The 23,900-nt window shown below is 57.2% G+C and carries 6 protein-coding genes; all 6 read left to right on the top strand.

Annotated elements, in window-relative coordinates:
* Nucleotides 1-927: tryptophan--tRNA ligase (locus ABYA88_RS05395; RefSeq protein WP_373185945.1), on the top strand; the 927-nt coding region annotated here is incomplete at its 5' end.
* A 105-nt stretch (nt 928-1,032) separates the two neighbouring features.
* On the top strand, nt 1,033-1,821 hold the full coding sequence (locus tag ABYA88_RS05390; protein WP_373185947.1) for a ScpA family protein: 789 nt from the start codon (nt 1,033-1,035) through the stop codon (nt 1,819-1,821).
* The gene (scpB, locus tag ABYA88_RS05385) at nt 1,796-2,593 is read left to right on the top strand and encodes an SMC-Scp complex subunit ScpB (protein WP_373185944.1); all 798 of its coding nucleotides are present in this window, start codon (nt 1,796-1,798) and stop codon (nt 2,591-2,593) included. The genes ABYA88_RS05390 and scpB overlap by 26 nt, the downstream gene beginning before the upstream one ends.
* A gap of 78 nt (nt 2,594-2,671) precedes the next feature.
* The gene (gene rluB, locus ABYA88_RS05380) at nt 2,672-3,556 is read left to right on the top strand and encodes a 23S rRNA pseudouridine(2605) synthase RluB (protein WP_373185943.1); all 885 of its coding nucleotides are present in this window, start codon (nt 2,672-2,674) and stop codon (nt 3,554-3,556) included.
* A gap of 515 nt (nt 3,557-4,071) precedes the next feature.
* A complete protein-coding gene (locus ABYA88_RS05375) occupies nt 4,072-22,248 on the top strand; it encodes a leukotoxin LktA family filamentous adhesin (protein ID WP_373185942.1) in 18,177 nt (6,058 codons plus the stop codon).
* A complete protein-coding gene (locus ABYA88_RS05370) occupies nt 22,236-23,894 on the top strand; it encodes a ShlB/FhaC/HecB family hemolysin secretion/activation protein (protein ID WP_373185941.1) in 1,659 nt (552 codons plus the stop codon). The genes ABYA88_RS05375 and ABYA88_RS05370 overlap by 13 nt, the downstream gene beginning before the upstream one ends.
* Nucleotides 23,895-23,900 lie beyond the last annotated feature (6 nt).

Below are 23,900 nucleotides of genomic sequence, written 5' to 3'. Positions count from 1 at the left end.
CTGCTGCTGTCGATGGTCACGCCGGTCAGCTGGCTCGAACGCGTGCCCACCTACAAGGATCAGCAGGAAAAGCTCAAGGATATGGATCTGGCCACCTACGGTTTTCTCGGGTATCCGTTGCTGCAAAGCGCCGACATCCTGGTGTACCGCGCCGGACTGGTGCCGGTCGGAGCTGATCAGGTGGCTCACGTGGAAATTACCCGTGAGGTCGCTCGCCGCTTCAACCATCTTTATGGCAAGGAGCCTGGGTTCGAGGAGAAAGCCGAATCCGCAGTGCACAAGATGGGCAAAAAAACGGCCAAGCTCTACAGCAAGCTGCGCAAGGCATACCAGGAGCAGGGCGATAGCGAAGCACTCGATACCGCACGGGCGCTACTCAAAGAGCAGCAGAACATCACGCTGAGTGACAAGGAGCGTCTGTTCGGTTACCTGGAGGGCGGCGGCAAGGTCATCCTGCCCGAACCCCAGGCGTTGCTGACGCCGGACTCCAAGATGCCCGGGCTGGACGGTCAGAAAATGTCCAAGTCCTACGGCAACACCATCACCCTGCGTGACACCAGTGACGAGGTAGACAGCAAGGTCCGGCGCATGCCGACCGATCCGGCGCGCGTAAGGCGCACCGATCCGGGCGAGCCGACCAAATGTCCGGTATTCCAGCTGCATCAGGTCTATACCGACAAGGCCACCCACGAATGGGTCATGGAGGGTTGTCGTAGCGCCGGTATCGGTTGCCTGGACTGCAAGAAACCGGTGATAGACGCGATCGTTGCCGAGCTTGCCCCCATACAGGAGCGGGCCGCCGACTTCGAATCCAACCCCGATGCGGTGCGGATGATTCTCAACGAGGGCACCGAGCGCGCCCGTGAAGCAGCCCGCGATACACTGGTTGAAGTGCGTCAGGCCATGGGCCTGCAGTACCGGGAGTAAGCGATGAGCCGCGACGAGCAGGAACCGCAGCCGGGCCCCGTCATCGTGACGCCCCAGGTGGCCGCGAGCCTGCCGTCGCAACTGGTCGCGGGCCGGCAGCAGGAAATGCCCTTTGCCATGGTGCATGGCAAAGCGGTCACCGAAATTCCCCAGGATCTGTACATTCCGCCCGAGGCGCTGGAAGTCTTTCTTGAAGCTTTCGAGGGGCCTCTCGACCTGCTGCTCTATCTGATCCGTCGCCAGAATATCGATATCCTGGAAATACCGGTCGCCGAAATCACCAAGCAGTACATGGGCTATGTCGAGCTGATGAAGGTGGTGCGGCTGGAACTGGCAGCCGAATACCTGGTGATGGCCGCGATGCTCGCCGAAATCAAGTCGCGCATGCTGCTGCCCCGGCATGCCGAGGATGAGGACGAAGAGCACGACCCCCGGGCGGAATTGATCCGGCGTCTGCAGGAGTACGAGCGCTTCAAGCAGGCCGCCGAGGATATCGACAGTTTGAGTCGGGTCGGTCGCGATACCGCGGTGGCCAGCGCCGAAGCGCCGAAGGTGCAGAACCGCCGGGCACACCCGGAGGTCGACATGCAGGAGTTGCTGCTGGCGCTCTCGGAAGTACTGCGCCGTGCCGACATGTTCGAAAGTCATCAGGTGACCCGCGAGATCCTTTCAACCCGTGAGCGTATGGCTGAGGTGCTCGATTGCCTCAGGGGGCAGCAATTCGTGCCCTTTGTCAGCCTGTTTACTGCGGGGGAGGGCAAGTTGGGGGTAGTGGTTACCTTCATGGCGATTCTGGAGCTGGTCAAGGAGCAGTTGATTGACTTGGTCCAGGGTGATGCCTTTTCACCCATTCACGTAAAGGTGCGAGGTGACGATGTCCCAGCCGACGATTGAACAGATAGTGGAAGCCGCACTGTTGGCTGCGGGGCGCCCGCTGAGCCTGGACCGCCTGCGCGAGTTGTTCGATGAAGGCCGCGAACCGAGTCTGGATGAGCTGCGCGGCGCGCTGGCGAGTCTCGCCAGCCATTACGAGGGCCGCAGTATTGAGTTGCGCGAAGTGGCCAGTGGCTGGCGCCTGCAGGTGCGCGAATCCTTCTCGCCCTGGGTCAGCCGGCTGTGGGAAGAGCGGCCGCAACGCTATTCGCGGGCCATGCTCGAAACCCTGGCATTGATCGCCTACCGCCAACCCATTACCCGCGGCGAGATCGAGGATGTGCGCGGCGTGGCTGTCAGCAGTCATATCGTCAAGACCCTTCTCGAGCGCGAATGGGTGCGCGTGGTCGGCCACCGTGACGTGCCAGGCCGGCCGGCGATGTATGCGACAACCCGCCAGTTTCTCGATCATTTCAACCTGCGCAGTCTAAGTGAGCTGCCGTCGCTGGCGGAAATCCGTGACCTCGACCAGATGGAGCCCGAGCTGGGGTTGCAGGATGAAGGCGCCGACGCCGATCAGGATGCGTCCACCCCGTGGATGCCCTTTGAGCCGCTGCAGCCGCTGGATCGGGAGGCGGCCGAGACCGGCTTCCATGCGCTTATGGCCGAGCTGGGCTCAATGGAGTCGAATATCAAGACCGACTTCGATGACTTGCGGCCGGGTGACGCCGATTCTGACAATGAAAGTGATGAGCGCAGTGGCGATCAGGACGGGGACAGTAGCGGACGCTGACAATCGGCTGGTCGGCCAACGGGCACGGTGGTAAGCTTGCCGGTCAAGAATTATCCATCACACCGGGAGGTGCACAGCATGACAGACAATCCCTCAAACCCCGTCACCGGGGAAAAGCTGCAAAAGGTCCTGGCTCGTATCGGACTGGGCTCGCGGCGCGAAATCGAATCCTGGATCGAAGCCGGACGCATCAGCGTCAACGGCCAGATTGCCAGTCTCGGCGCGCGGGTCGACAGCCTTGATCAGATTCTGGTCGATGGCCGCCCTGTCAAGCGCGACATCGCCAACGAAGAAGCCCGCCGCGTCATGCTGTACAACAAGCCCGAAGGTGAAGTGTGCACGCGCGATGACCCTGAGGGTCGGCCGACCGTTTTCGATCGCCTGCCGCGGCTTAAGCACGGGCGGTGGATCAACATCGGGCGGCTGGATATCAATACCTCTGGTCTGCTGCTGTTCACCACCGACGGCGAGCTCGCCAACCGTCTCATGCATCCTTCCTACCAGATGGATCGGGAGTACGCGGTGCGGGTCATGGGCGAAGTCGATGATGAGATGATCGAGCGTCTGAAAACCGGCGTCATGCTCGACGACGGTCCGGCACGATTCACCGATATAGTTGCCTCAGGAGGCGAAGGTATCAACCGCTGGTACCATGTTTGCCTGATGGAAGGCCGCAACCGCGAAGTCCGGCGTCTTTGGGAATCCCAGGGTATGCGCGTGAATCGCCTGAAGCGTGTGCGTTTCGGGCCGGTATTCCTCGGGCCGGAGCTGCCTGTGGGCCGCTGGCGCGAGATGAAACAGAACGAGATTGACGCGCTAAGCCAGGAAGTGGGGCTGGAGTCGGTAGCTTTGCCGGCAATGAAAACCAGCGAAAAGGAAAAAATGCAACGCATGGCACGCAAGCCGTCGATGCATCAAGCGAGAATCGTTCGACGAACAAAAGTTCCGCATAAGCCACGCTGAGTATTAGCCAACATTAAGCGGTTCGTAAGCAAATATCAGTGAGCGAATCGGTTCAACTAACTCGGAAGTGCGGCTTTTTCAAGATTATGATGACCCGCCGCAACTTCTCTATCCATCCATAAAGTGCCTGCCGTGTAACTTCCGGACAAGTCTTGGACAAAGGGTAGTTAGGCTTTTATCTAGATTGAATCTTAATTGCCGGAAAAGTGGCGTCAAAAAATGGCTGTTAAAATTATATATTTAATTTGAGAAAAATGTAACGACTGGTTGCTCCACCACACCAGATTATCTAAAGTCATTCACTTTAAACAGTTATTTGGTTGACAGTGAGGTTGACGATGCGGATCCGTGGAGCGGGTGAAAAAACGGCTGTTGGTAGTAAATTATTTGGCTCCCGACAGTTCGCCCGCCACCCCTTGACCGCTCTTATGTTGGCCTCAGGGATGTTGCCGGGCTGGGTTTCCGCGAATGACATTACTGTTTATGACGGCAGTGGCCGGGTCGCCGGCCCAGGCGTGACTCAAACCACTCTTGATGTGACGGGCAACGTTACCGACATCACTACAGCTACCGTTCGAGGCAACGCCGGCTTTAATTCCTTCGGCAATTTCAAAGTTTTCTCGGGTAACACAGTCAATCTTCATGTGCCCGGCTCTGCTTCACATCTGGTTAATCTGGTACATGATTCTCGTGCCGAAATTAACGGTACTCTTAATGGCCTGCAGAACGGCAAGATCGGCGGTCACGTTATCTTCGCTGATCCCCACGGCTTTGTCGTCGGTAGCAGTGGGGTTGTCAATGTCGGGAGTCTGACGGTCACCACACCTAACGTGGCGACTATGGATGAGTTGCTTCGCGTCGCCACCGTCGATGGCCATGTCAATGCTGATGAGGCCAATGCCTATATCGATGCGCTTGCAGCAGGCGAGCTCCCGGTCGCCACATTATTGGCCGATGGATCCAATGCCATCGTTATTGAAGGCATGGTCAACAGCAACGGCAGCATCAATTTACATGGTGCGTCTGTTCTGGTTAAAGCCGCTGCCAGTCTGCAAGCGTCTACGGACGTTGCCCAGGGTGTTTTCGCCAGTACGGTTAATACTGATGGTCTGGCCGTTGGGGAGGGCGTCGCTCGGGGTGATGGCGGTATCGCTATTACAGCTTCCGATACAGTCGAGCTCAGCGGTGAGCTAGCAGCATTGATGGCTGATCAGAGTGGCGCCAGCATTCAGCTTGAGGCCAAGCGTTCTGTGGCTCTGTCAGGTGAGGCATTAATTGATAGTCGGGGTAATGGGGACCGTGATGCAGGTGATATCCGCATAGGGGCTCCCAGCATTGACCTTCAAGACAATGCAAGACTGGTCACCAGTGCTACCGGTTCGGGCCGGGCAGGAGACATCACGCTTGGGGCGTCCAGTGACACAAGCTGTGAATTCTGTGATGCCTCTGCCGAGCCGCAGACGCTGGATGAGCTGGAGCTGGGTATAAATGCCCAAGGCAACCCTTGGTTGCCTGAAAATCGAGCCAAGGCTGAAATCGTTGTGGGTGCCGATGTTCAGCTTGATGCAGGCCACGCTGATAGCGGCGATCGTGCAGGCGACCTGACGCTCAGTGCTGAGGCAACCAACCGGCAACTGGCTGGCGACGCACAAGCCAGTGCACGCATCGACGTCAAGGGCAGCCTGACTGGCAAGAGTATTGATTTGAAGGCGCAGAGCCGCGCTGAAATCTCACGTGAGGTGGTTGGTTCACTGCTTGAGTCGGGCGCTCTCAAATCAGATATTGATGCTTTACAGGCCCGGGAAGGATGGAGCGATCAGGAAACCGAGGCACAGGTTTTCGATAGGCTCTATGCGCCTGTCACCCGTTACGGCAATGCCGCCAGTCACGATCCGGAAGCCTTTCTTGACGCGCCGGACAGGTTTTCGTCGCTGGTCTCGTTGGTGCCGGAGCTGTCCGCCTCCCTGGCCAAGGCTGATTCAACCATCACGATAGGTTCCACTGCGGTGCTGGCAGCTGCGGGCGATATCAATCTTCGGGCGCTTTCAGAGCGCACAGTCAACAACGCCATGTGGCAAGTGTCGGGTCTGAGCGACAGCACGCCCTTTGGTTTCAGTAATAATTATGGCCAAATTTCCGGTGTGACCTCTGTCGATGTGCACAGCGGCGCAAGCGTCAACAGTGCACGGGATCTGTCGGTCATGGCGCATGCCCGGAACAACGTGAAGCTCGCTACCTCTGCCGAAAACAGTGTTGATGCCGATGGCGATGTTCTGCGTACCATGGGGCTGGCTGTCGGTATGCTCCTGACAGATACCGAGACCCGCGCCACAGTGGAGCAGGGTGCATTATTGGATGTGGTGCAAGACGTCAACGTAACTGCCGTTACCGAGCAGGAGCTGGGCAATACGGTCAGTTTCAAATCCAGTGGTGACGGCGCCGTCGGCGGTCCGGCTGTCGGCCTGTCGATTCTCAATAGCAAAACGCTTGCGCAGTTCAGTGCCGATCTTGTCGATGCGCGGAATCTGAATCTGAGCGCAGCGAACATCATGCATGGCCAGAATCTTGCGGTCAGCGTCGAAGCAGGGGCGACCGACGCGCCAGAGCCGGGCGAACGGGGGATTTTTGATCGGCTCAGGAGCGGATCAGCCGAGCGCGACTCTGCTCAGGTTACCCACTACCTTGGTGATTCGGTTGCCGAGTTGTTCAGCCCAGACCCGTCAGCAAATACTGACGATGACGGCACCTCGACGGCGACCGATAGTCGCTTTCGTCTCGCTTCGGCGCTGGCTATCAGCATGGCAGAGCATGAGGTTCAAGCTGTATTGGGTGCTGCTGACGCGGCACCGAATGTCGATCTCAGGGGCGATCTTGCGGTTCAGGCGCTCCAGCGCCAGAGCGATATGCACAACAGCGCGCAGAGCAAGGTCAATGCCTCTGCCAAGCGCGATGACGGCACCGTCGACGGCGCGGTGGCGAGCCTCAGTGTGGCAGCGGTTTACAGTGAGCTGGATCAGACCGCCCGTGCATTGATCGGTGACGGTACGGATATCACGGCTTCTCGTATCGGTGTTGGCGCCAGGAATGATCAGCCGCTGAACCTGCGGGGCCTGGATCGCTGGAGTTCGCTAGAGGAGGTGTTCAGCAATCTCAAGCTGCTGGCAGTCGAGAGGCTAGGCATCATTGGTAAGCTTTCTACTCAATATGCCAATTCTACCGGCGAGGCCGATTCGCTTTCGATGGCGGGCTCCCTCTCTGTCTTGCGCAACAAAACCGACGCCAGTGCCTGGGTTGGCGACAGCGTAAACCTGACCTCCACTGCAGCGGGCGACGCACCATGGAGTTCCAGCCCCCTTGTTCTGTTGCCCGCTGATACTGCAGATTCGCGGCGCGCGCCACTGATCAGCGAGAGCTGGTCCTGGGACGCGCCGATCAGTGTTCAAGCGAACAATCAGCTGGAGCAATTAGCGATAGCGGGTAACTTCGATGCGCTGTTTGGTGTGACGGGCGATAGAGGGGTTGTGGGTGCCGGCCTTAATGTACAGGTCAGCAACAACCGAGCGGTTGCCGGTATAGGTGCTGACGGGTCCGTCGCAGCCCAGGCGCTGGACGTCAGCGCGCTGCAGGATGAGATGCTTATCGGGTTAAGCCCCTCAGCCGGTGAAGGTGGCAGTATTGCCGGCAATGGCTCCTTTGTGGTCAATCGAGTAGATGCTACTGTCCATGCCTCTGTGCATAGCAGTGCCCGTGTCGACGCAAATCGTGTGAGTCTCGATGCGGAACATGCGCTCGGAGTCTGGAGCGCCTCAGGCACTCTGGCGGCGGCGGAAAATATTGGGGTGGGTTCGAGCTTGGCCATTAATCTGGTCAACACCGATGTCTACGCCCTGGTTGGAAACAATAATCTGCGCACAGAGGGTCGCAATAACTGGCGTCCAGCATCCTTGGGTGGGGGTCTGGCAAGCGCCGGGGTGGGTGTCTGGAAGGTCAATGACCTGGTGCTCGGCGCGAAGAGTTCGGGTCAGAGCGGGGCTTTTTCCGTTGCTGGTGCCCGCGCTCGCTCAGAGCGTGAAACGCAAGAGCAGCAGCGGTTACGCGCGCGAAGCGGTGGCGCTGACGAGCGAAGTCAGGAACAGGCAGGCGGGTTGGGCGATGCGATAAAGGATGCCCTGACTGAGAGTCTGTCGCAGGTGACGGGTGAGTTGTCCCTATCTGGCGATGCGTCGGGCGACGAGGGCAGGACCGTCCTGGGTAATCTCGTTGATGGATTCTGGAGCAAGCTGGGTGATTTCCTGACCGCGAGCGGCGGCCCGGGAGGGAGTGGCGATCCGGTAAAAGCTTTCAGTCTCGCTGCCGCAGCCTCTGGCAGCGTCAATGCCGTAGCGCAGAAGAATCGCAGTCATTTGGGCAATATCGTACTGGACCCGCGTGACACTGACGGCACGCGGGTCAACGTTCTGTCGCTCAATCAGACCCACCAGCTCAGTGGTGCCGGGGCCGGGGCGCTGATGCTTTCTGGCGGCGGTCAGAAAAGCAGTTTTGGTTCAGCCCTCTCCGCCGCTATGGCATTCAATAGGCTCACCAACCTGACCGAAGCCACACTGTCTGACGCATCGCTCAACGACAACGACCAACTGAATGTGCAGGCCGCCAGTGGTGGCGATCAGGTCGCACTGGGCCTGGGTCTGTCAGCGGCGAGCGGGGGCAGGACCAACATTGCCGGTGCGCTATCGGGATCGGCTGGGTTGTTCGCCAATCAGACCCGCGCCAGTGTAGTCGATTCAGCGATTTCGCAGCGGGTGGTCGATCCAGGAACAATCGCGGTCAACGCCTACGACCGCTCGCGAAACCTGCTGGGTGGTGGTGCTTTCGCATTGAGTACCCAGCGCGGTGGCAGTGCGGGCGGGTCGTTGGTGATTGCCGACATGCGCAATACCCTCGAAGCCCGATGGTTGGGCAGCTCGGCGACAGATTTTCTTTCCCTTGATGTCAAAGCCAATAGTGCCTCCAGAGTATTGGCCGGTGCTCTCGGTACCGCTGCCAGCACGGGCCCGAGCAGCGCTTCTGCCGCGGGCTCACTCTTTGTTGTCAGTATGAAAAATACCGTCAATGCACTGGTTGACCAAAGCGCTGCGGGTGACTCTGCCCTCTCCGGCGCTAATGTGTCCGTGGCGGCGGCAAGTGTGCCTGTCACGGATGCTTTGAACAGTATTTTTGAGCATGATGCAGCAGCAGGTGGAACGCTCAGTAGTAGTGGCTTGGACTTGGGTGGTGTAACTACCACTGCCGATATTGATGTTCAGGCTCAAACCGACGACGCGCTCTTTGCAGAGACTGCCGAGGGTATTGATACCAACGTGGTAGAGGGGGAAAGTGGATCCGATACGACTTCGCGCGATCTGTTTGATAACGGCTCGTTGGGTAGCGAAGCCGTTATCGGTATTGCCGGTTCGCTTGCCGGTACTTCTGGCAAGGCGGCAGCGGGTGGTGCTTTTGGTGTTGTTCATAACGCCAGCAATTACGCTGCCAGAATTGCCAATACCGATATCACCCTGGGCGGCGACCTGGATCTGGCTGCGCTTAACGGGACTGATGTGCTGGCGGGTGCTGTGGGAGTGGGTGGCGGTACCAATCTATCGGTTTCCGGTTCTGCTACGGGAGTGATCGGACGTGGTGCGGTCAGCACCGTACTGGATATGACAGACCGCACACTGGTCGCCAATAATCTGGTTGTAGAAGCACTTAAAACCGGTGATTTCTATTCGCTTGCCGGTAGTATTTCGGCTAGCGGACGCACAGCCGCAGTGGGTGGTGCTTTCAGTATCAATGATCTGCAGCAGAGCGCCAGTGCGCTCGTGGAGGGGGGCGTCTACCAGCTTGCAGGCGATGCAATCCTCAATGCAGCGCAGCAGAGCAAGATTATTACGGCAGCACTGTCTGGCACGGTATCCGGCAACGGCGTGGGCATTGGCGGGGCGATGACCTACAACAGGATTGCTGATACAACGACGGCAGAGTTGCGCCAGGCACAATTGACTGCAAACAGCTTGAGTATTGCCGCGAGTCAACCTGAACTGGGCGCTAGCATATGGTCCTTGGCGTTCAATCTCGCAGCGGGTGGTGGCAGCGTTGGTCTTGGCGCTGGAGTAGCAGTCAATCAGGTGAGCGCCGAGCGCGCGTCAACAATCTCTGATAGTACGGTCAATCTCAGTGGTGATGCGACATTGACATCGGCGCTTGACGGAGAAATCTGGAGCGTCGGGATTGACGCGGCGGGTGGCGGCACCGCTGGCGTTGGAGGCTCTTATTCCTTTAATGCCATTGGTGGAAGCGACAGGGTTCAGATCAGCAATTCAAGCCTGATCTCCACCAATAGCTCTGGGTTGTATCTCGACGCCAGTGCCGGTGAAGGCCTCACGCTGGCTTCGCTAGCCGGTTCGGTCACCGGGGGCAGAACTGCGGCAGTGGGCCGGGCAGTGTCTTATAACAGCATTGGTGTGGACCGTTCGGCACTGATCACTGGCAACAGTTCAGTTGCGGATTTTTCCCGTGCGGAACTGAGCAGCGGCAGTGCGCAATCCATTTACTCAATCGCTGTGGCCGGGGGTGGCGCTGGGACAGTAGCGCTCAACGGCGCGTCAGCTACCAATATTCTGCAAGGTAGCGCGCGGTCGGCTATTGAGACCAGCGCGCTGACTATTGATAGCCTCAGTCTGTCTGCTGCTAACGGCAAGCGCACCATCTGGAGTCTCGGTCTGGTTCTCAACGGCGCTGGTAAGGCCGCATTGGGCGTAGCGAATGTCAATAACGTCATATTGGCCAAGCGTATTGCCGAAATTGATGATGCGGAGCTGGTGCTAAGCGGAGCTCTGTCACTGATCAGCGGCGGCGATGCGTTGATTCGATCAGCAGCGCTCGGCGGTGGTGGTGCCGGTACCGCGGCAGCAGGCGCATCCGTTGCTGTCAACGTTGTTGAAGGTGAAGAAACGGCCCGCATCAAGGACAGCCGTGTTGAGGGTGCCACAGCACTGACGGTTGATGTCACCCGTGGCGAAGTGGATATCAAAACCCTAGCCGGTAACGTCCAGGGTGGCGGCACCGGCGCAGGTGCTGGCGCCGTGGCTATCAGCACGGTCAAACAACTCCGTCAGGCATTGGTTGAGAATACTGCACTGGATCTGTCCGCTGCTGCGCCTGTGCGGGTTGAGGCCCTGACCGGTGCACGCATCAATACCCTTTCGCTCAGTGGAGCTGGTGCGGGAACGGCCGCCGCCGTATTTTCCAATGCTAGTAATAACATTGATGCAAAAACCTACACTCGGGTAGTTGGTAACAGCGGCAGTATGGGTAGCTTGCAGATCAAGGCGACGGATAACTCCCAGATCCGCTCCTTGTCCGGTGGTATAGCCGGTGCCGGCGTCGCGGCAGTGGGCGTGGCTTCAGCAACAAACCGGGTGGCCAACACTATCGAAGCCAGCCTTAAAGGATTGCGTGACGGTGAAGGCTTTGCGCTGAATGATCTCGCCGTCAATGCACGTTCGGACGCCAGCATAGAGACCCTTTCGGTATCGGGCGGCTTTTCGGGTACCGCGGCAGCCAATGGCGGTGTTGCCACCAGCATGCTGGATACCACAACCCGTGCCTTGGTCAGCGATGGTGCCGGCGTAGTGGCGCAGAATAACGTAGCCGTGGTGGCCTTCAATCGCGATGTTCTTGACTCCTATGCAGGGGTCGTTGCTGGCAGTGGCAATGCTGCCGTGTCCGGTATTCTCACCGTCAATCTGATCAAGAGTGATACCGAGGCAGCCATACGCGGCGCCAGCACACGCGTGACGGCGCTGGCCCTGGGTACTGGCGTTTCGGTCAATAACGGTCAGATAGTCAATGCTCCCAATACCCAGCTGTGGGCTGATGAGAAAGCATTCAATCCAGTAACCGATTTACAGACCGGCTCGGAGACCGTTCGCGGTATTGCAGTGCGCGCGACGACCCTACAGCAGGCCGGGCAGATGAGCGTCAGCGCGGCGGTCTCGCTGGTGCCTATTGCGAGCGCCTCGATTGGCGGCATCAGTAACACCAGTGTGTTGGGCGGTTCGACTCTGGCGGCCATCGATCAGGCGCTGATCAACCAGGATAATGCGGGTGCCGCTGCGGCACAGCAAGTCAGTGTGGCAGCTCATGCTCACACCTACAGCTTTGGTGGTGTATTGAATGGGGCGCTATCTCTGGGGGCTGCTGCGGTAGCCGCGACCGCTGATGCCGGCGTGATCAGTCGCGATGTGACCGCACGGATTAGGGGTGCCACAGTGACCAGTCGTGGGCAGACACGGGTCGATGCGCGGTCTACCCGGGCTGCCAGCAATATCGTCGTCAGCGCCTCTGGCGCCATCGTTGGCGTGGCCGGCAGTGCCAGTGTACTGGTGCTGGAAGGCAGCACTGAGGCCCTGGTGGATGATGCCAGCCTGTTGACCCTAGGCAGCCTAGCGGTCAATGCAAACGCTACAAATTATCTGTCAGCGTCTGCCAATACTGCCAGTGGCGGTGTTGCGGGCGCAGGAGCGGGTGTGGGTGTTGGCTATAACAACAGTATGGTGCGCGCCTGGTTGGGTGCACAACCGGGCAGCACCGAGGGTCGTACCCGGGTAATGACAGGCGGGGCAGTCAGTGTTGAAGCGGATAGCGTGACTGATGCGCAGGCATTGAGCGTCAGCATCAGCGGTGGCGGCGCAGCTGCCGCCGGTTCAGTCAATATGCTGATTATTGAGAACGTAACCGAAGCAGGTGTGGGCTTAGTCGATATTGGCAGTAGCGGTCGGCGTGCGGCCAGTCTCAAGATCGATGCTTTTGATCGCCTAAATGTTAACAGTGTGGCGGGCTCGGCCGCGCTTGGTGGTATTTCTCTGGGTGCCAGTGCCAACATTCTGGTGGCGAACAACGCTACCCGCGCGATGCTACTGGACAGTCAGACCTGGGTAACCGGCGCTGTAGACGTCCTGGCCCGCAGGGAAAGCGATCTGCAACTGTCCACCGTATCTGGGGGGGTCGGCGGCACGGTAGCATTGGGCGGAAGCATCGGCATGATGATGCTGGGTTCCGGCACCACTCAAACTGATGATGTTGACGCGCTTGACGAGCTGGATGCCGGCGGCAATGGCACTCTTTCGATGATCGATAACTTTACGGCGCGTACTGTGGTGGAGACCGCCTACCAGACCATGGTGCTGGATGAGGATACGGGTCAGTATCAGCAGACGAACCGAAGCACTACAGCAGATACCACCTTTATCAACCAGCAAGGCCGTATTGGATCAAGCTCCGCACGACTCGATGCGGGCGATATCTACAAGCATGAAACACTGGCTCGGGTACAAGGTGGCCGTGTCGATGCAGGGGGTAAGGTCAGTGTCAAGGCGACTGATGCACTTTATAGTCGTAACCTGGCAGGCTCAGCTCAGCTTGCCGGCACGGCTGCCGTGGGCGGGGCTGCCGCTCTCACATTTTCCAATTCAAAGATAAGTGCGGAAATCAATCCCGTACAGCTCAACAGTAACAGTCTGGATGTTGCCGCAGATGCCCTCAGGCTGCTGAGCGACAAGCCTGCCGTTGCGGTTGATGCCTACACAGGCTCAGCGGGATTTGCTGCTGGGTTGGGCGCGGGAGTCGGTGCGGCAGTGATGAAGAACACCGTAACGGCCTCTCTGGGTGGAGAGCTGGAAACGAAATTCAACATGAACGCTTCGGCACGTGATGGTCTTGATCTGGATATTAAGGTACTTGGAGGGCAGCTTGCGGTGGGTGGTGCTGCTGGCGTGGTGGTCGGAATTGGCGAGCGCTCCAGCACCGTGACACTTGAGGTGGCTGATAATGCCAGCTTGGATGCTAAGCGAGCACTGAGTCTTTCTGCCATCTCGGAGGGGGGCAGTCTGGTTGTAGTACAGGGCGCCTCCGGAGGCCTACTTGCTGGCGTTCAGGCTGCGGTAGCATCGGCACTAGATAACAGTAGTGCAACACTGAATGTCGGCGCGAACGCTCAACTGGCAGCTCAGACGCTCAACTTGTCGGCCATCGCCAGACCGCGCCTTGAAGTGCGGGGCGTGGGCGTTGCTGTGGGCGGCAGCGTCGCCATGGGCGGAACCGTGCTTTTAGCCGACGCGGATGCAAAGGCGTATGTAAATGTGAATGAGGGCAGTCTCTTGACGGCTCATCAGGCTATTTTGCGTGCGGCGATAGAGCGCGCTGGCACCGCAGATACCGTGAGGGCCTCGGGGGTTGGCGTTGTGGGAGGGCTTGGTCTTTCTGCCAATGCGGTTGTTGCCCGGGCTATCAACACAACCCATAGTCGTATTTTTACCTCCTCCAGTAGCCAGTTGAAGGGGACATCACTGGCTGGACAGGATGCTAGCTGGGCGCTGGTAGCCAATACCGACAGCCGCCAGCGCGCGAACACAGCGGGAGTAACAATAGGATTATTGAGCCTAGGCGCCCATCTTGCCAAAGCAGGCTCAACCAATCAGACCCAAGCCCAGATCAATAGCCGTTTCTCTGGTAACAATGACGCTGTCCGCGTGGCGGCTGTGGCTACCAATGATTCAGAAGCACGCAGTGTAGCGGGCCAGGGTGGTCTGGTGAGTGGCGCGGCTGCTACAGCCAATACCTGGGATAAAGGCAAGACGCAGGCTGACTGGCTGGCCCGTGGCCTGGGCGACACGGCTATTGATAATGCCAGCCTCGTGTTGGATGCCAGTCATACCAGCCGGGCCAATGCGTTCGTTGACAGTACCAATGCTGGCCTGGTTGGCGTCAGCGGTGCTTTTGCGACCAATACGGTCGATCTGGAAGTGCGCAGCAGTTTGCTGTCCGGCTCCTTTGTTGAGGCAGCTGATTATAAACAGACTGCATCGGGCACCTTTATCAAGGCAGCCAGCCCTGATTTCAACGTGTCCTCCGGGTCAGGTGGCGTATTGGATCTGCCTGCGGCCAAAAGTATTACCAATATCAAGCTGAACACTCAGGCGCTGGTGGGTAACGGTGCACGACTTGCCGTGGTGGGCGATTGGCGTAACCCCGGTAATATGCTCATCCAGGCCTTTAACGATATCTTTGCCCGGGACCGTGTCAAATTGGATGCGGGGGGCGCTATCGCGATTACCCGGGCTGAGTCGCAGGTCGAGGTTGAGAAAGCCGATAGTCTGGTGCGGATCGGTGAAGATGCTGAACTTTTCAGTATTGGTACCCTGACGCTCTCGACCAATACGGTCTCGGATATCGATGTCAGTGCCAATACCAAGGCCTATGGTGCGGCTGGGGCTGCGCAGGGGTTCAGTCTCGCCAAGGTGACGGCCGAGCATTGGGTTGATGTGCAAAGCGACGCCAAGCTTCGTGGGTATGGCGATGTGAGGCTGTATGCAGGCTCGGATATTCCGGGGCGCACTACCCTCGAAGTCGATCTTGATGGTGAGACCGTTGAAATTGAAACCGCCGTACCTGGCCGTGCCAACCAGGCCACACTGGTGGCCCGGACTGACATCTGGAATAAAACAGCTTTCCCGGTCGAGACCGATCCGGTGGCCCAGGCTATTTACAACCGTGAGCAGGATATTACGGTCGCCTCCGGGGCTTTGGTAGAAAGTGTCGGTGATGTTTACGCCTATGCGAACCGGGGTTTCGGTGACCTGACCGGGCAGGGTATCGGCAAGGATCTTTACCGTAAGGCCGCAGAGGATACGGCTAATGCGCTTGGTTCGCTTGTGGGCGCTGGCGAGGTATCGCTGGATATCGAGTATAACTTTATCGCCAACAACCGCGAATCGGATGTGCGGATTGACGGTGATATCCACACAGGCATCTTCAATAATCAGATACTTGAAATCGAGCGTTTGATTTTCGATCCGGTTACCGGTGAGGCCAGCCTGGAGGTGGGTGAGGTCAGCGATGGCATTACCTACAGGTTGCAGACCGGTGGCTACATGCAAGCCCTGAGCGCACGCGAACGTGAGCTGGTTGGACAGCTTGAAGACTACGGTGTACTGGAGCAGGATCGCCTTGCTATTGAAGCCGAACTTCGTCTGTTGCGCAGACGTCTGAGTAACCTCTATCAGGAGATGGGTGGTGACGTCAGAACCAGCGGTGGCGCTGTGTTCGATAGCTTGCCCGAGGACATAACGATCCAGATTCTGGAAGTTGACCCGATCATTGCCCGACCAGGCAATATCTTTGTGAAGTCAGACAGGTTGGTGGGCACCGGGGGTTTGCGCGCACCCGGTGACGCGCGGATTGATATTGACAATAAAAGCGCCGCTTTTTTGAGTATCACCAATCTCGAGATTCCAAACCGCGAAGGCGGTCATTTGTTATTCAATGATGCATCAATGACCGGCAATGCGAGCATCGTCGAAGCCAATCGCGCGCGAACTGTCCTTTTTGATCCACTGCCTTCGCCCGCTCCAACGGCCGCTTTTGGCGAGATAACCATCGCCAGCAATTCCCCGGCTCCGCAGATTACCGTGAATAACAGCTACAACCCGGCGACCGGGGGCACCTTTACTCGGGCCAACGGGACCACCATTGCTTTGCCCGCCCCAGATATCAATATCAATGGAGCTGTGCGTAATTTGCGCGGCAACGTCGAATTGACGGCCAGTTACGGCAGTATCTACATCAACGGTGATGTGCGAGCCCAGAGTATCAGTATTGATGCAGGGCGAGATTTTGTGCAAAACGCAACCCAACCTTTCCTGCCTATCGGTGGTGACCCCAGTTCGAATGTCAGTGGCGGCAGCCTGACGCCCCCTGCAACGGGCTCTGGTACTGTCGCGGGCAACAACGTAGCGATCAGTGCCCAGTACCTCAACATCAATGGACTGGTGCAAAGCGGGGTAGCGGATTGGAATCTATCAATCAATGAAAGTGATTTTGACGAAGCCACCAATGCTGATTTCAAAGCGGCAAAGGCCGCCTATAACGCAGGTACGGGCGAACGCTATTTTCAGGTCAAGACCACTAGCGGCCGCGAGCGCCGAGTCGGTTACAGTTTCGACTTCCTGAACAACAACCTGTTGATGGACCGCGTAGAGGCCGGTGGCGGGTATATGGAACTGACCGGTCATATCATGAGCACCGGTAATGGTGAGATCAAGGTGCTTGACGGTTTCAGTCGCGTCAATGTGGCCAACAACAGTGCTAGAACGCTTCAGATCAGTGGTATTGATCTAGGCTCGGGAGTCGAAGGCACATTAAGATTGAATGACGTGAACTTCACCGGCGCTTTCAAGGGCACGGATACGGTTACCTCAACGATATACACGCGCATTGGCGATAACATCCAAGTCTACCGGGGCGCCAGTAATGAGGTTTCAACCAACTCGGCGTACCTAATCGACACACTGAGTGATACGCGTTCTACCGAATATGCAGTGCGCCAGGGGCGTAGCTATGTCTGGCTGACAGGCCAGGATTTCAGCGTGACTGAAATTTTCGAGCGTTATGTGGATGAGTTCTGGGAACTGGTGGAGGTAGGAGCGTGGGATTACAACGAGCGTGTCGCCTCGTATTCCGGTGAGCCTCGCCTCATCGAAGGCGCCGAGTACATGGGGGATCATCGTGGCTCCTACTGGGAATATGACCAGGCCAAGATCGATGATCTGGATTTTTTTGAAAAACTCCAGTTTGATATATTCAAGGATACCAACCCTGGCCTATTCCTGGATTTGCGGGTTTACCCTGATCTGGTGGCAGGGCGCGTTTACCGTGATGTAACGCGAGTGCAGCTTGATGAACCGCAATCGGAAAAAACCTACCGAACCAGCTGTGCCGAGCATTTCATCTGGTGTCAGGTAACACGCTTTCATGAGCGAGAGGTCAGGGTCACCAGCAACAAGGAAATCGTACGCAACATAGTCAGAGCAGATTTGCCTATCAATATCAATTTCATCGGACATGATACCGGTGAAGTTAACCTGGCCTCGTTCGGCAGTGTGGAGCTGGTCGGATCCATATTCAATGAGACAGGCAGGACCTCGATCACGACCCTCAATCAGCTTCTGCAGGCATCGGAAGAGGTTGTGGTAGCGGCGGATGACCTGACCTTGAATACCTCTCGCGGCATCGGCAGCGGCGTGCAGTCGGTGAACGTGCAGCTGGGTTCAGGCAGCCTCAGTGTCGTGAACGATTCCTCTGGTGATGTAAACGTTCAGGCCCTGAATGGTGGTGTGCGACTGGAGAATTTGATTGCCTTTGGCGGTGGCGTCAATCTTGCCGCTCAGGGGAATATTACTGCGAACAGTGGTGTTGTTATTGGCGGTCACGCAATTAACCTGACCAGTACCCAAGGTTCGGTTGGTAGTCTGGATAGCCCGCTGCTGATCAATACCGACAATACCCGGGGAGAAGCCCGGGCGTCTTCAGCTCCGGCGCTGTTCACGGCCCGCGCAGTAGGCGATGTGGCCGTCGAAGAAATATCCGGTGATCTGGCGTTGAATCAGGTATTCAGCGGTGGTGATACCAGGATCAACGTACGCGATGGTGACCTGGTAGACGCCAACACCAACGACCGGTTTGACGTACGTTCGCCAGAAGAAATGCGCACTCTCTGGAGCAGCGTCCAGTTGACGGGTGAAGCCGCCGATGAGTCGCTGGAGCAACAGAAGACGGCGCTCGTCAATGCGGGTAATGCCCGTTACAGCCGTTACTGGAGTTTGCGTAATCTGCGCCTGGAAGGGGGTGAGCTTATCGCCGATCCCTATGAAGAAGACTTCAGTCCTACCTTGAATCTTGCCCAGGAAAACCAGTTCCGCGAACTGTATGGTTGGGATGACGCACAGCTGGAAAGCTATCGCACAGATCTGGCAACGCAGTACCAATCATTGCACGCCGAGTTTGGCGGGGAGGATTACAACTCCGCTTTTAATTACGAATTGGGCGCGCAAGAGCTGGAATCGGTCGAAACCGGCTCTTCCTGGACTGAACAGCAGTTGCTGTTTTCCGTCTCGCGCGGCCTGTTCCGCGGCGAAGGTGGCGGGTCTGGCAAGGTCGAAGATTTAAATATCGAGGCCAGTGATATCACCCTGAAGGCCAACAAGATTGGGAGCACGTTGGCAGAGAACGTGGTTATTGATCTGACTGACGGTTTTACGGGTTTGAGTCCTGAGCAGCGCTTGGCATTAGCCAGCGCTGAAGCGGACGATATCTTTTTTGACGAGGGCAATCCAAATATCATCAACATCATCCAGCGCGAAGATCTGGATGTGGATGCGCGAGGGCTTATCCGGGCTACTTCTGATACGGATATTTTTCTGGGTGGTACACGGGATTTCAATATTTTTGATGTCCAAGGTGGCCGAATTGAAATCAAGACCGATGGCAGCATCACCAGTGCCAATGCCACGGGTGTTGTGCTGGATGGGGACGATGTTGTTCTGGAAGCTGGTGGTGATATCGGTACCCCGACCCAGGCGCTGAACCTGAAGGTTGCGGGCGTCTTGACCGCGCGAGCCCAGCGTCTGGGTCTGATCCACGATGGCGACCTGACGATAGATTACCTATTGGGTCGTCAGGGCGTTAACTTGCAGGTTGATCGAGGTGCTCTGCTTGTAAAGGACAACAGTTTTGCCGGGATCTGGCAGGAAGTTGAGCATATCGCCGGCGGCGACATCGAACTGAAAGTCGACGGGCAGGCGGGTCTTGAAGGTCAGCGGCTCAATCTGGCAACCAATCCGACCAATACGGTGACCCTAGACATTTCCGATGACGCCTGGTTGGGGGGTATACAGGGTTTGAGTTCGACCCCGGGTGTGCTAAGCCTGAGCCGCGTCAATGTGGGCGGGCGTTTGGATCTGGCTAACCTGTTCAACCTGCAACAGACAGGCGATTGGGCCTTGGGCTCCCTGGTGCTGGATGTGCAGAATGACTGGCTTGCCGACGAAGGGGCCGCAATAACGGCTAATAACGGTTTGTCAGCTATGGCTGGCAATCAGATTCGTCTGGGCAATGTGACTGCCACCAACACGTCTGCAGGTATCAGCCTTAAGGCTGCCGCGCTCGGTCAGCTGACTGATGGTGATCAATGGTTTGCTGCCGGACTGATGGATTTACAGTCTAGGGGCAATGTTGGTTCAGCAACGCGTTATCTGCGGGTAGGGGCAGATGAACTGAATGTCCGCAGCGATAATGGCGATCTTTTCTTGCGCATGCTGGGGCATGTCAATGCCGGCCAACTGACCACTCTGAACGGACAGCAACAGCTTCAAAGTATTGGTCAGGTGAACCTGAGCGCCATCAGCTCAAGTGGTCAGATTAATGCTGTAATAGAGGGGCGTCTATCTGTAGACAGCACTGAATCCAATGAGGGAATCGTGCTCAATGGCAGAGATTTTGTTGGTCGGAGCCTGCTCGCCCGCAATGGCGATATTGTCGCCGATCTGCTTAGCCTGGACGTGGCTGAAATGCGTACGCCCCAGGGCCTTATTGACCTCCAGGCGGATGCTGCCCGAGTTGGTTTGGCCAGCAGCCGCGATACCCTCGACATGATCGTCGACGGCAATCTGACCCTGGGTGCGGCCGACTCAGGCCTTGACATGACGTTGCAAACGGTCGTCGGTTCCAATGGCGATATCCGTTTTGGAACGCCTGCTGTGACATTAGCGGATCTGAATGTTAGCCATATTTACAGTGCCCAAAATCTGCGTATCGAGGCTGACCGAGATGTCTTCGGAGGAAACGCCCAGGCTGAGCTCGACGTTTTGGCCAGTGGCAGAAACCTTGCTTTCGGGCGTTTACAAAGCAGCACCGGCGACCTGCTGTTGCAGGCTACAGATCAATTTGGTGCGGCGCAGTTGCTGAGCCCCCAGGGGCTTATCCGACTGCGTGCAGGCTCGGTTGATGTTGGCCAGGCAGTAGCGAGCGAAACCCTTGGCATCCACAGCCTGGGTGACCTGTCACTGTTCAGTGGCCGTAGTGGTGAGAATCTGACGCTGACTACTGAAGCCGGTTCCCTTGGCACCATCAAGTTCGGACTGTTGGCCGATCCTGACGCCGAGGGCGTATTGGAGCCTGCCCATTTGTATTCCGACGCCAATATTCTGGTTCAGACCGACGGCGATATTTTCGGCGGCAATGCTGAAGCAGTCGGCGAAGTGCGCATGATAGGCCGGAACCTGTTTTTCGGACGGGCTGAAAGTCTGGCCGGTGATATCTATCTTCAAGCCAACGGTGACGCGGCTGAAAGCCAAGGCAACATGACCGGTTTACTGGTGCAGGCGCATCGCGACGTAGCGATTCTGGCCAATCGCGATCTGGTCATGCCGACTGTACGCTTCGGTGGCAGTTACTCACTCAAGGCCGGCCGCGATCTGACCGTTGGTGTAGGTCGGGATCTGGATGTCAATGGAACCGCCGAGGCGGGGCGCGACCTGACCTTCGTGGTAGGCGGTACGGTTGATTTGCTGGGTGCGGTTGCCGGTCGCGACCTGAGCATCCGCTCCGGTCAGGCGATCAACATTGACAAGGATGTGCTGGCCGGTGGCGAGATACTGCTCGAAGCCGCTGATGGCGATATTCGCGTAGGTGGCAATGTGTTGTCCACCGCGATTCCCTACCAGGGTCAAGCGCTGAACGGCAATGTGCGATTGCTGGCCAGTGGTGATATCAGTGCTAAAGATGTGGGCGCAGCAGCGGGGCGTATTCAGGCTGATGGTTTGAGTCTGGACTTTGCCGGTCTGCGTGCTGCCAACGATATAAACCTGCTGGCGCGGGGTTCGATTCGAGTTGGCGAGAGCCTCAGTGGCGGCGACCAGAACTGGTTGGCAGATGAGCAGATTGGCTTTGATCGCGTGCTGGCCGAGGGGCAGGCGTTACTGGACAGCCTGTTGGACACCCGAGGCATTAGTATCCAGGCGGATCAGGGCCTTGAAGTCAATGCGGGCTGGCGCAGCGGTGTTGCTTCTCCGGCGACGGTTGAATTGCAGCAGGCCATAGCGCCGACTATGCATTTGCGATCCGGTCAGGCCATCCGCGTCGGGGACGCCAGTATCGGTGAGTCTGCCAACCTGAAGGCACAGGACATTGAATTTGCCGGTCGTCACAATAACACTGGCTTGCTCATGCTGAATGTGACTGGGCTCAATAATATTGGTGGTCCGGGAGAGCGCTTTATCACCCGAATCGATGCATCGCATATTGTGGTGCGCGGGCTTGATACGGCTTACACCGGGTTTGATACAACGGCTCTACAAGTGGACTTTGAGGCAGCCACCAATGTCGACTACCTGTTCCTTACTACGCCCCAGGCTGTGGTGACAATAGATAACCTGAGCCCAGGCTACCGGGCTACAGCCAATGTCCAGATCTACGAAATGGACAAGGAGTTCTGGCTATACCAGAGCGGTTTACAAACCTATACCAATGGCTACGTGCTGCAGCGTGACTTCACTCATCAGGTACGGGTGCCGAATTTTGTTGAAGGACATCAGGACGGAAGCGTTGATTACCAGAACATGACCGCCGCGGCCTTTGCAGCGTTGCTGGTGACTCCAGATAATATTCTGCTGCGCTTGGGCGAGCTGATGAACCAGCTAGGTGGTTATGCGCCAACGTCTGAGCAGGATGTGAAGGCACGCGAGGGAGGTCAAAGTGTGAATCTCGATACGCAGGCCCTCTCTGAAAATGGCGGTGATAAGGAGCAGTCGTGGGAAATCTGACAGGGAATAAGTTGGCCAGGTACAGTGCAGCGTTGATTGTTGGTCTGGGGACTGGATTACTCGCAGCTGGGTCTGCGGCACAGGCGCTGTCACCCGGTCTGATTGATCCAAATCTGTTGCGCGAACAGATTGAGCGTCCGCAACAGCAGCGACTGACCGAGGAGAGAGCCAAGCGGATAGAAGTGCCGGCTCTGCAAGGTGAGCAGCCCGCGGATTCAGATGCGTTACCCGATGACAGTCCGCCTTTTGTGCTGGAGCAAATCAGCTTCAACGCGTCGGTATTCCTTGCTGAGGCTGAGTTGCAAGCGCTCGCGGCCGATTACCTCGGTCGCCAAATCACCTTTGCTGACATTAACCAATTGCTCCGTGAGATCAATGAGCGCTACAGCGAACTGGGTCAATTGACAGCCCGTGCGGTAGTCCCGCCGCAGTCTTTGGATAATCGAAGTTTGCGCATCGTATTAGTTGAGGCCAAGCTGGATTCGATCAATATCGTGGGTGAACAGGCATTCGTTGAAGAGCGTTTTTATCGAGAACGTCTTGATCTGGAAAATGGAGTCGTGCTCGACAGTCCGCTGCTGATTGATAACATTCGACGCTTCAATGCTACCACCCCAGGGCCTCAAGTGAGCGCTGGCCTTGCTCCGGGCGAACGCTTTGGTACCACCCGGGTGGACCTTACAACCTTCGAGCCGGACCGCGTCGCCTGGTCATTGTTTGCTAATAATTATGGCAACGAAAGCTCGGGGCGGGAGCAGCTAGGGGGCACGTTAAACTGGTTCTCGCCCACGGGCGTGGCCGACAACCTTGGACTTGTTCTAGTGGGTACCCAAGGCACCCAGTATTACAATCTTCGATATTCCAGGCCGGTCACCCGAAAAAATGGCATGGTCTGGTTCGAGGCCGGGCACAACACACTGCAAATAGAACAGGGTCCGCTGGCGCAACTAAACATTGAAGGTGAATCGAATAACTATGCGTTGGGTTTTGATCAGCCCTGGTGGCTTTCAGAAAAGTGGCTATTACTGGGTGGAGCGAGTTACGGGATGCTCACATCTGAAAATACGATCGAGGGGTTGGCGCTGAGCGAACTGGATATTCAGGAGCTGACCTTCAAAGGTCAATTCGAATATCGATCCGAACCCTGGTACGTGCGCTACGAGCAGCGGCTCCGACAAGCCTCGGTTGACAACAAAATCACTGGAGACAGCGGGAACTTTACGCTGCTTAACGGTGAATTGTTCGCGGCTCGGGCGTTGGGGGCGCTCTATGAGCTCAGCGGAAGAGTTGGGTGGCAGTACGCAACTAAGCAGGAGGAGCTGCCTTCTTCGCTGCTCAAGCAGTTTGGCGGCATCAGCAGCATGCGTGGTTATGATCCGGGCGTTATTGCTTCTCCGTGGGGGGTCAATCTCAGCGTGGAGACAGTTTGGCGCTACAGCGAGCGTTGGCAGCCATTTGTTTTTCTGGATTATGGTCGAGCCATGGAGTTGGGTACTGAAGATGTGGATTTAGCCAGCGCGGGTGTGGGTCTCAACTTTCGTTGGAATAACAGATTCTCGGCCAGCCTGGTGGCGGCCGGTACCATGAAGGATGTCGTGCCTGATCAAGACAAGTCGCAACTGATGCTGCAAATGATCATTCGTTAATAAAAT

This window comes from Halopseudomonas sp., from assembly GCF_041579695.1.
GTDB lineage: Bacteria > Pseudomonadota > Gammaproteobacteria > Pseudomonadales > Pseudomonadaceae > Halopseudomonas.
The sequence above is the reverse complement of the archived record's forward strand: the minus strand, read 5'-3'. Positions and strand labels throughout refer to the sequence as shown.